We start from the raw sequence: 10,571 nt of genomic DNA on the forward strand, positions 1-10,571 counted from the left end.
CGATCAAGCCCCGGATCTGACGCCTGGCCCGTTCGATCTCGTCTTCACAACTTGGGGGACCATTTGCTGGCTGCCTGACGTGAAGAAATGGGCAAAGGTCGTTGCGTCTGTGCTGGCGCCGGGCGGGGAGCTTTATTTCGCAGACGCCCATCCGGGGTTCAACGTGCTGGAAGAATACGCGGAAAGTTTGCGCCCACGTACGATTTTCAAACGCCTCCCGACCAGCCGCTGCGGCTCGTGGATGAGACCACGTACACTGGCGACCCGACTATCATGTCGCATCAATCAACACGACAGTGGATACACTCGCTCTCGGCGGTCCTCGGCGGACTCATCGATGCCGGACTGACAATTACGATGTTTCGTGAACACGAGGTCTTGCCTTGGCGGGGTCTGACAAGCCTGGTGCCTGCATCGGAAAGGATGTGGCGGCTTCCAGATGGCGTGCCGCGCATGCCCTTGTCTTATTCAGTAAGAGCAAAAAAAGGCTCGTGAAATAGTCGCTCACAATGGCAAGTGCCAGCATGGCATACCAACCCGCTCGGAGCGAGCAAAGCTATGCCGATCAAGCGAATAGTTTGGTCGAATCATACGCACGATGGGATCTATTCAGCGGATCCGTTCTCGTCGCCCACGACGGCCATCCGGTATTCCGCAAGGCGTTTGGCCCTGCCAATCGTGAATGGGATATTCCAAATGCGCCGGACACGAAATTCCGCATTGCATCGGTTACCAGGCAATTTACTGCAGCAGCAGTTTTGCGCCTCGTTGAACGAGGGGCCCTCAAGCTGGACGACCCAATTTCACAATATTATCCGGGGGCTCCCGCCTCCTGGCAGATGATCGGACGCTAAAATTACCTTCGAAACGGACGATCGCGGACGAGCCGTCCGCCTTGTTCTTCATCAGGGCGGATTAGACACCCCGGCACCACGAATGGATTGAACGAGAATCCCTGGTTCGCTGGTCCGCCGTGGGGTGCAACTTTCAGCTGGCACGGCGAATTCCGTTTTGGGTCACAAAAGCGCTGGTTTGACCATCTGCCAGCCGCTTTCATCCAAGCGGGTCGGCCGAGGGCCGGTACGAAACTCGCAATGACGGAGCCAGAAGCAGCGAGTAGCCCGCATGAGCGAAGCGACATGCTGGACCTCAGAAACCCCGGAGTCGCTTCGCTCATCCGGACTACGCTGGCTGTCAGTTTCGTCTATGAAAGCGATGGGTTTCGCAAAGGGCTCAACCCATCCAACGAGCTACGCGTCCACCATCGGTACCATGCGCTCGTAGATACAATCATCGCGCATCTTGAGAGGCCATGATGAGAATTTGTTTGCTGGGGGCTGGCGCCACGGGTGGGCATTTCGCCGTCAAACTGGCGCGGGCGGGTCATGATGTGTCGGTGGTCGCGCGTGGCGCGCAACTGGAGGCGATCGAACGGAACGGTCTGCGGCTGCTCGCCGGCGAGGAGGAGCTCAACGCCCGGGTTCAAGCCACGGCGCGGGCGGGCACGCTCGGCACGCAGGATCTCGTGATCGTGACCGTCAAGACCACGGCGCTGGCCTCCATTGCAGAGGGGCTTGAAGCGCTGGTCGGCAACCAAACCGCCGTGGTCTTTCCGCAGAATGGGATGGGCTGGTGGTATCCGATCGGCCTGCCGGCCGGCCGGCCAGCGCCGCCGGCGCTTCCGATCTTTCAATTGGCGGATCATTTCAATCGCTTTCTGCGCATCGATCAGATCTTGCCCGGCGCGATTTATTCGGCCAACGAAGTGGTCGCGCCCGGCGTGGTCCGCAACACCTCGCCTGGCCACAACGCCCTCCTGGTCGGGGCGCTTTCGCCCGGCCAGGAGGACAGGCTGGCCCGGCTTCGCCACGCCCTGGATGCCGCGGGGATCGCATCTGCTGATATCACGGACGTGCGGCTCGCGATGTGGGGCAAGCTCCTGGTCAACATGAGCGGATCAATCATCGCGCTGGTGACCGAGAACAAGTCGTCGATCAGCCGAACGGATCCGGCCCTGGCCGCGATCCATTTCCGTGCCAACGCCGAGGGGCTTGAGATCGCCCGCGCGCACGGCTATGCGCTGGAAGGCACGGTCGATCCGTTGAAGATCCGCGCCGGGCTTCCCGATCACAAGCCGTCGATCCTGCAGGACTACGAACGGCGCCGTCCGATGGAGATCGGCGAGATCATCGAAGCGCCGCTGGCCTTTGCCCGCGCCGCGGCGGTGGCAACCCCGACGCTCGATACGCTGGCGGCGATCGCGATCCGGCGCGCGCGCGACCGCGGGCTGTATTAAGGCCAGCCGAGCAGTTGCTCGCGCGGCTGGCGCCCTCGCGATGAGTAGCACGGCGCGATGGCGGCCGCTCAGTACGATTTCGGCAATCCGAGTTCGCGTTCGGCAATGAAGCACAAGATCATCTCGCGCGACACTGGCGCGAGCTGGGTGGCGACCATCTCGCGAAAATAGCGTTCGACGTGGTACTCGGCGGCGTAGCCCATGCCGCCATGGGTACGGATAGCGCGGTCGCAGGCGTGGAAGCCGGCGTCGGCGGCGAGATATTTCGCGGCGTTGGCCTGCGCGCCGCAGGGCTGGCCGCTGTCATAGAGCTCGGCCGCGTGGAGCGTCATCAGCTCGGCGGCATAGAGTTCCGACCAGCATTGGGCGAGCGGATGCTGGATCGACTGGTTCTGGCCGATCCTGCGGCCAAACACGACGCGTTCATTGGCATAGGCGACCGCCTTTTCGAGCGCGCGCCGGCCCATGCCGACCACCTCGGCGGCGTTGAGGATCCGCTCGGGGTTGAGGCTGTCGAGGATATAGCGAAAGCCCCTGCCCTCCTCGCCGATGCGGCATTCGACCGGAATTTCAAAATTGTCGTAGAAAACCTGGTTGGAGTCGACGGCGTGGCGGCCCATTTTGGGAATTTCGCGGATCTCGACGGTGTTGCGATCGAGATCGGCATAGAACAGCGTCAGCCCTTCGGTGGGTTTTGCACATTCTTCGATGGGCGCGGTGCGCGCCAGCAGCACCACCTTGTCGGCCTGCTGGGCGGTGCTGGTCCAGATCTTCTGGCCGTTGACGATGTAGCGATCGCCGCGGCGAACCGCCCGGGTCTTGATCCTCGATGTATCGAGGCCGGCATCGGGTTCGGTGACGCCGAAACAGGCGCGCGAAGAGCCGTCGATAATGGAGGGCAGCCAGGCCTTGCGCTGCGCGTCGGTGCCATGCTTGACGATCGAGTGCAGGCCGAAAATATTGATGTGGATGGTGGAGCAGGCCGCGAAGGCGCCGGCCGAGCGGCCGACCTCCTGCATCATGACCGCCGCCTCGGTGACGCCAAGTCCGGCGCCGCCGAATTCCCGGGGCATGGCGATGCCGAGCCAGCCGGCGTCGGCGATGGCCTTGGCAAATTCGTGCGGGAAGGCGTGGCTGCGATCCTTCTCGGACCAATAGGCGTCATCGAAGCGGTCGCACAAGGCGCGAACCGCGTCGCGGATTTCGGCGCGCTCGGGCGTGGAGGCAAGGCCCTCGAACAGCTTCATGCGTTGTCTCCTAATGTTTCGCCCCCTCTCTCCCGCACTTGCGGGCGAGGGCTGGGGTGGGGGAAAGCCACATCCGCCTTTGCCAGAGGCTTCCGCGAACAAGTCGGCAGTCCCCGAGTAGCGCCCCCACCCCACCCTCCCCCGCGAAGCGCGGGAGAGGGAGTGAGAGGACGATGCGCCCCTGACGTAAACGGATCGGCTTTATTCGCTCGCCCGAAGAACGCCTATAGCCCAGCCTGGTACTTTTTCAACGCCGCCTTCAGGTCGGCGTCGACCGCGTCGGGATCGCCGCCGCTCTTCCGCACCGCGGCCGCCCAGGCCTCGTGCAGCGGCCGCAGCGACTTCTTCCATTCGCCAAGCTGCTCGGCCGTGAGTGGGTAGACCTCATGGCCGGGATCGGCCTTCAGCTTGACGCGGCCGGCGGTCTCGAAGTCGATCCAGGAGCTGCTGATGCGGGCGGCCCAATCCTGGTTGCAGTGATCGTCGATGACCTGTCTCTGCCCGGGCGACAGCGCGTTGTAGCGATCGAGATTGATGTTGTAGGTGAACAACGCGGTGTAGAGCGGGGCATCGATATGGTATTTCACCGCCTTGTCGATGCCGAACAGTATCAGCGAGCCCCATGGAAAAGTGATCGCATCGGCGACACCGCGCTCGATGGCGTCGCGCGCCTCCGGCGCCGAGGTCTGGACATTGGTGCCGCCAAACATCTTGACCATGTCGCTGATGGTTGATCCCGCGGGCCGTATCTTCATTCCATTGAGATCGCTGGGCAGCACGATCTTCTTCTTGCTGTGCAGCGTCCCGGGATCGTGCAGGAAGGCGAAGCAGACATAGGTATCCTTCATCTCGGTCCTGGCGTATTTGCGGTACCATTCGTCGACCGCGAGCGTGCCGGTCCGGCCGTCCTTGATGAGAAAGGGAAGCAGCGCATCGGCTGCGATCGGGAACCGTCCGGGCTGATAGCCGGCGCTGACATAGGTCACGTCGGCGATACCGTCGCGCGCCATGTCATAATGATCAAAGGCCTTGCCGAGCTGTTCGGAAGGAAAGATCGTCATCCTGATGGTGCCGCCGGATTGTTTCTCAATGTCGTCGGCCCACGCTTTGGTCGCAGGCACCAGAGGATGGGTGGGCGGCAGCCACAGCGACACCTTCATGTTGACGATCCTGTCCGGTGCGTTCCCGTCCACAACGACCTTGTCCTGCGCCCAAGCCGGCCACGCGCAAGCCGCGATCCAACATATCAGCAACAGCCTTTTCATCCCGGCCTTCCCCCAACGCTTTAACTGCTTGGCCGCTCGCGACGGCGGATCCTGCAACACGCCCGCAATGTTCCTTTCCGTGATTTTGATGTCAATCATCCCGGTTGATGCGAAGTCGCACGTCCTTCGTGCGCGCTAAAACCATGCAACCTCGACCGTGGGGCGGCCGGGACCCGCGACAGCCGGCTACGCGCCGCAAGCGACCGCGGCCGTCATCATCCCGCCGATGCCGGCGGCCCGATCGATCCCGGCAATGACATCGGCCAGAAGTTGGATGGCGGAGGTGTTGGTACCGATTTCCTCAGCCAGCGATCGGGCAAAGCGCACGACATCGTCGTAGCTGGGTTGCCCGACCGGCGCGTCGACCGATCCCGAAACGACGCGGCCATCGCGCAAGCCCAGCCGGATCCGACAGCGCCGCTGTTCGATAGCCGGATAGGCAACGACTTTCACGCCGGCTGCGGTGGCCAGCAGCTGGCCGTCGTCGACGCGTCCGAGCCCATCGGGGGTGATCCGCCCGTCGATGGCGGCCAGGGCCAGGCAGAACTGGGCGCTCATCTTGGTGGCGACGCTGCTGGCGAAGGGGCCGGCATGGTCGATGCCCGGATAGGCCGCCTCGTAAGGGTTGAGTTCCAGGACGATCTCGGTCAATGCGCCTGACGTGAGCGCGTGGGCGGCCATGAGATCGAGCAGCAGCCCGACCGGTCCCTGCAGGATCGCGCAAACCGGATAGGGTTTGACGGTGATCTCGCTCAGCTGCCAGCGCTGCCCGACACCATCCAGCGCTTCAAAGGGCTGGCTGGATGCTCCGGCAAAAGCGCGATAAAAGCCCGCCTCGCCCTCGAAGGCATGGACCGCAGCACGGGCACCGCAGGCCGCCGCGCGCGCGATCGCGATCCCGTTGCGGGCGGCGAAGGCCAATTGCAGGGGTGCCTCGGCGCTGCCTTCAAGCCATACCTGCGACAGGCCGCCGGCCAGATGGGCGCCGAGCCCCAGCGCCTGCGCGGTTTCTTCCGCCGTCAACCGCATCAACCGCGCGGTCGCGGCAATGGCGCCGAAGCCGGCGAGAACGGCCGCCGGCCGGAAGCCGCGCGCCGCAATCAGGTGGTCGAAATCGCGGCCGATCCGGCACAACACCTCAACCCCGAGGATGGTGGCAACCAGGAACTCCGACCCCGTGCTGGTGTGCGCCTCGGCCACCGCCATCGCCGCCGCCAGGGTCGGGCTGCCCGGATGCGAGGTCGATCCGGCATGGGTATCGTCCTGCGAGCGCGCATTCATCAACGCGGCGTTGGCGAAGGCCGCGCCTTCGGCGCTGACACGGGCTCCATTCCCGATCAGGGTGGCTTCCGCGGGCGCGGGCCAATATCGCCCGGCCATCCGCTGCCCGATGTTTTCACGATGCCGGGCCGCCAGTCCGACCACGATATTATGCAGCAGGCTGACTTTCGCCCGCTGCACCACGGCTTCGGGGATGTTGGCAGCCGCCGTTTCCGCGACCAGCCGTCCCATCACCTGGCTCAGCGACGGTTGAGCCACGCTTCCCCCCGACGCCTGAGAACAACCATGCTGCACCAAGGAAAAATGCGGATGAGCGGAGCGCCGGCGAAAGCCGACGGGCGAAATTCCCTCGTCTCCGCGACATCACTCCGTTCTCGATCCGTAACGCCGATTCCGATTACGTGGCGGCTGGCCGGGTGTCAAACATTGCGCGATTTTGGTTCGGCCAGGGAACGCTGTTATTCCCATGGCCCAGCAACCCGGCCATGGACGGACACAGCGAGTTTGTTGCTTACGGGATTGCGAGCGCGCTCATTGGAGCATGCCTCGTCTGGTATGCGCGAAGGAGGTCAACCTCGGTGCGGCCGTAAGGCGAGCACGCGCCCGCATCAGCCGCTCTGGCCGCCTCACTCCCAGGCGTCCGCGCGCGCCAACCGTCATCGCCGCGAAAGCATGCGCGGGGATGACGAGTTTGCCCGATGCGGCAGCGCGTAGATGGTTGAGCCCCTCGCGAAACCCATCTCTTGCGAAGACGAAAACGGATGGCTGGCCAGCACTCTCCAATTACTTGAGGATGGTCGGGTCATGATCCCGCTGCAGATGGCCGTCGAAGCACAGTATTGACTGGTCTTCGCTCAGGTGAATCTGCCCTAGCTAGGGGCAGGGTCCAGACCGTGTCCGGCCTGCATCAGCGGGCGGCAAGACCGCTTGTTATGTTGAATGAACCCATCATCGGATGACTTTATCATCGGATGACTTCCCGACTGAACGGAACGAGGGTGCGATCGGCGCATTGTTTTGCTAGGCTGTGACATGGCATGGCCGCGGCCCCGCCGATCCTCCTCGACAGCACCCAGCAATTGGCCGTGCTTTTAAAATTGAAAGCAAAAGATAATGGAAGAGTCCATGAAAGAAGCCATCCGGGCTCGCGCCCATGAGCTTTGGGAGCTGGCCGGAAAGCCCGATGGGCGCCACGATGAGTTCTGGTACGAAGCGGAAAAAAATATAAAGCGGGAAATGGAAGATCTTAGCGTCATAGCGCAAAGACCCGAGCCAATGAGTTTCCCGTAGGGCGGGTCGGAAGCAAATGCGCGTCCGATGGCAAGCTCAGGCGTGCCCCGATGGACGAAACATGGATCGGCTTCGCTCCACCACTCCTACACACGGCCCCCGGCCTGCGCGAGGATGCATCGAGCCGTCGCAATGCGGCGTGCTCGGCTTCCAGTGGAACGTGATGCAGTAGCTCGAGGGTTGCGGTCCCAAACGTGACGATGGGCCGGGGGCCAGCCGCTCGCACGCTGAACAGGCATCCTAACCATTTATTCAGAACATGCAGCGACATTGAGGGCGGGTTGCGTATCACGCCCATTGTAGCGAAAGCCGTCGCCGATTTCTCAACCCGGCGGCGGCTTTTTCCAGGCTGTATTGGCTGCGTTGGCCCGAATTCCGGCGGAAGTCAGGTCAGCCGCGCAGGCCAGATGGCTTCCCGGGCCGCGCCAGTGCCGACGCCCTTTGCCCAGAGGCACCCCCCACACCACCGCTGCGCGGGGGGAGGAAGTGAGACAGCCTCCTCCCTCACTTCCCTCACGCCACGCCCATCAAATCCGCGAAGACGCGCTAACGTTCGTAACAGACCTCATTCGCCGATCTGGTCGATCTGCTTGAAGTGGTCGCCCTCCACCACGTTGATGAAGATCACGGCAGACTTGTTGTCGCCGTTCTCGGTCCATTGCACCGGCTTGGCGTAGGCGATGCCTTGGAATGTCAGCTTGCGCAGCCCTGCCACGACATCGGCGCGCGTCGGGATGCCTTGCCTGGCCTTGGCGGCCTCGGCGATAGCAACCATCAGTATACGCGCCGAGTCGTAGGAGCTCGCCGCATAGTTGTTGATGGGCCCGTACTTCGCCGTGTACCTCGTACCGAACTCGGACGATCCAGGAACAGTGCCGATCGCGGGGGCTGCGGAGAGAATGCGAACACCTTCTGCTTGGGTGGCGGCCCCTTCGGCGGCCTGGATGAACGCCTTGGTATCCCAGCATCCGTCGCCACAAGTGAACAATTGAACCAGGCCCTGCGCCCGCATCTCCTTGAGGATGAGCGCACCTTCACGAATGCCGGCAAAGAAGAGCACATCAAATTCCTTGGGCCACGACTTGACGAAATCGGCGAAGTCCCGGTCCCCGACCTTGACGGATTTGCGCGCCACCACCGTGCCGCCGGCGCTGAATCCCGCAATGAACTGGTCGGCCAGTCCGACGCCGTATGGCGTTCCGTCGTCGACCACGAGCGCGCGCCTCTTGCCCATGTCCTGCATGAGATAGCGCGCCAGACCCGGCCCTTTGCGGTCGTCACGGTTGGTCAGGCGAAAGATGGTCGCAAAGCCGCTCTCGGTCACCTTCGGGTTCGACGCCATCGGCGTGATCACCGCGAGGCCGCAGTCCGCATAGATCTTGCCGGTGGCGATGGCGACGCCGCTGTTGACGTGTCCGACCACACCCAGGATCGCCGGATCATCGCAGAAGCTCGTGGCGACCGCCTTCCCTGTCTCGGCGTCCGCCCTGTCGTCCAGGGCTATTGCAACGACCTTGGCGCCCGCGATGCCGCCTGCGTCGTTGCGCTCGGCGATGGCGAGTTCCGCCGCCTGTTTCATCTCGACGCCGAAACCGGCCGAGGTCGTCGTCAACGGCCCGCCAATGCCGATCTTGACATCCTTGCCCGCCAATTGCGCAGCGGCTGGGAACGCTCCCGCGACAGCCAGAAGGAGCAAGGCTACAGCGCTGCGGCGACCGGTCATGGCAGCCCTCGAATTTCATTGCGATGGTTCAGGCTGTCACGCGCGCCGCTACCAGTCAACAGCGGATAGATGGTTACATAGCCCTCCGCTGCGCCGACGGTCGAAAGGCCTGAGATATCGAGCGGCTTGATGGCGCGGCTGAACAGCTGCGCGCTTGCCGCCGCTACCAATATGCAGTTTGGTGGTTACGATGACCGCCAACCGCCGGAGCAAAGTTTTCCTCCCGCCTTCGCGCGCCGACAGCCTGGATCTCGTCGGCGGGGAACTGGCATGGGACTTCACGAACACGTCTTCGGGTCGCGGTTCGCCCTCTTGCCAGGAACATCTGAGGGATTTTGATACGCTCATGCAGTGGGTCGAACACGCCCGCGTCCTGCCGCCCTCCGATTGCGGCTATGCGCGCGCCGAGCTCGCCGGCCATCCGCGCCGGTCGCGGCGCATCTTTCTGCGCGCGATCGAGATGCGAGAGCTTATTTGGACGATCGGGACGGCGCTCGCAGACCAGAGGCCGGTCCCGGGGCAGCTGCTCGCGTTGCTTTCAGCCGCCCACGCCGAGAACCTCGGGCACGCCGAGATGAAGATGCGCCTTGGCAGCTACATCTGGGTCTGGGATCCCCATCGGGATATCCAGGCCGCCATCCTGGGCCCCATCACGCTTTCAGCCTTGACGCTGTTGATGGAGAAGGACTTGCTGCGCACCAGGCGGTGTGCAGGCCAGGAATGTGGCTGGCTGTTCTTCGACACCACCAAGAACAACCGGCGCCGCTGGTGCGAGATGCGCGTATGCGGCAACCGCGCCAAAGTGCGGGCCACCCGGGAACGGCAAAGACAGGCTCGAAAAGGCCAGTCATGACGGAGCAGGGCAGCGCAAATCTTTCCACGTCATCGCGAGGAGCCCTTACGACGAAGCGATCCAGTTTCGCCCGTCGGAGAAACTCGTAGCTCGTAGCATACATCACCGATCCGGCACGTGGTCGGGCACTTTGATGGTCGAGGGCAGCCGCCCCTCACATCGTAGCCCCCAGCACCCACGGCGCGAACTCGGCGCCGCCGAAGTCAAAACTCTCGCTCTTGGTCGGCTGGCCGGATGCCGTCTTCAGCATCAGATCGAAAATGCGCTGGCCGCAGGCCTGCACGGTTTCCTCGCCGTCGAGGATGGTGCCGCAATTGACGTCCATGTCCTCTTCCATGCGCTTGTACATCGCCGAGTTGGTGGCAAGCTTGATCGAGGGCGCGGGCTTGCAGCCGAACACGCTGCCGCGGCCGGTGGTGAAGCAGACGAGATTGGCGCCGCCGGCGACCTGCCCGGTCGCCGCGACGGGGTCGTAACCAGGGGTGTCCATGAAGACAAAGCCCTTCTTGGTCACGGCTTCGGCGTAGTTCACGACATCGACCAGATTGGTGCTGCCGGCCTTGGCCATCGCGCCCAAGGATTTTTCCAGGATGGTGGTGAGCCCGCCGGCCTTGTT

At 63.3% G+C, this 10,571-nt stretch carries 9 protein-coding genes and 1 pseudogene; 5 read left to right on the top strand and 5 right to left on the bottom strand.

What is annotated here, in order from left to right; genetic code table 11:
* Window positions 1-524 precede the first annotated feature (524 nt).
* Together ABSG20_RS19920 and ABSG20_RS19925 are read left to right on the top strand one after the other, a co-directional pair.
* Window positions 525-854: a serine hydrolase domain-containing protein gene (locus ABSG20_RS19920; protein WP_423866228.1), complete on the top strand. Its 330-nt coding sequence runs from the start codon at window positions 525-527 to the stop codon at window positions 852-854.
* A 458-nt stretch (window positions 855-1,312) separates the two neighbouring features.
* Entirely contained in the window at window positions 1,313-2,296 is a 984-nt protein-coding gene (locus tag ABSG20_RS19925) for a ketopantoate reductase family protein (protein WP_423866229.1), read from the top strand.
* A 68-nt stretch (window positions 2,297-2,364) separates the two neighbouring features.
* Here ABSG20_RS19925 and ABSG20_RS19930 read toward each other — a convergent pair whose 3' ends face one another.
* Complete coding sequence (locus tag ABSG20_RS19930) at window positions 2,365-3,543, bottom strand: acyl-CoA dehydrogenase family protein (protein ID WP_423866230.1); 1,179 nt, start codon at window positions 3,541-3,543, stop codon at window positions 2,365-2,367.
* 224 nt (window positions 3,544-3,767) lie between these two features.
* Window positions 3,768-4,808 (bottom strand): TRAP transporter substrate-binding protein, encoded by a 1,041-nt coding sequence (locus tag ABSG20_RS19935; RefSeq protein ID WP_423866231.1) that lies wholly within the window; start codon window positions 4,806-4,808, stop codon window positions 3,768-3,770.
* Between ABSG20_RS19935 and ABSG20_RS19940 the strand changes: the two genes are divergently transcribed.
* Entirely contained in the window at window positions 4,702-4,947 is a 246-nt protein-coding gene (locus ABSG20_RS19940) for a hypothetical protein (protein ID WP_423866236.1), read from the top strand. The two genes, ABSG20_RS19935 and ABSG20_RS19940, sit on opposite strands and share 107 nt — an antisense overlap.
* A gap of 47 nt (window positions 4,948-4,994) precedes the next feature.
* On the opposite strand, the gene ABSG20_RS19945 is transcribed toward ABSG20_RS19940, so the two are convergent.
* Window positions 4,995-6,347 carry an MmgE/PrpD family protein gene (locus ABSG20_RS19945; protein WP_423866232.1) on the bottom strand — a complete coding sequence of 451 codons (1,353 nt, stop codon included), beginning with the start codon at window positions 6,345-6,347 and terminating at the stop codon, window positions 4,995-4,997.
* Window positions 6,348-7,214: 867 nt separating this feature from the next.
* On the opposite strand from ABSG20_RS19945, the gene ABSG20_RS19950 reads away from it, so the two are divergent.
* Window positions 7,215-7,379, top strand: coding sequence for a DUF2934 domain-containing protein (locus tag ABSG20_RS19950; RefSeq protein ID WP_423866233.1), 165 nt, complete (start codon window positions 7,215-7,217; stop codon window positions 7,377-7,379).
* 565 nt (window positions 7,380-7,944) lie between these two features.
* Here ABSG20_RS19950 and ABSG20_RS19955 read toward each other — a convergent pair.
* The gene (locus ABSG20_RS19955) at window positions 7,945-9,102 is read right to left on the bottom strand and encodes a branched-chain amino acid ABC transporter substrate-binding protein (RefSeq protein ID WP_423866234.1); all 1,158 of its coding nucleotides are present in this window, start codon (window positions 9,100-9,102) and stop codon (window positions 7,945-7,947) included.
* A gap of 190 nt (window positions 9,103-9,292) precedes the next feature.
* On the opposite strand from ABSG20_RS19955, the gene ABSG20_RS19960 reads away from it, so the two are divergent.
* On the top strand, window positions 9,293-9,955 hold the full coding sequence (locus ABSG20_RS19960) for a CGNR zinc finger domain-containing protein (RefSeq protein ID WP_423866235.1): 663 nt from the start codon (window positions 9,293-9,295) through the stop codon (window positions 9,953-9,955).
* Between the two features lie 154 nt (window positions 9,956-10,109).
* Here the strand turns inward: ABSG20_RS19960 and ABSG20_RS19965 are convergent.
* Window positions 10,110-10,571, bottom strand: a pseudogene (locus ABSG20_RS19965) (altronate dehydratase); the annotation flags it as partial.

The organism is Bradyrhizobium sp. (genome assembly GCF_049512235.1).
Classification (GTDB): domain Bacteria; phylum Pseudomonadota; class Alphaproteobacteria; order Rhizobiales; family Xanthobacteraceae; genus Bradyrhizobium.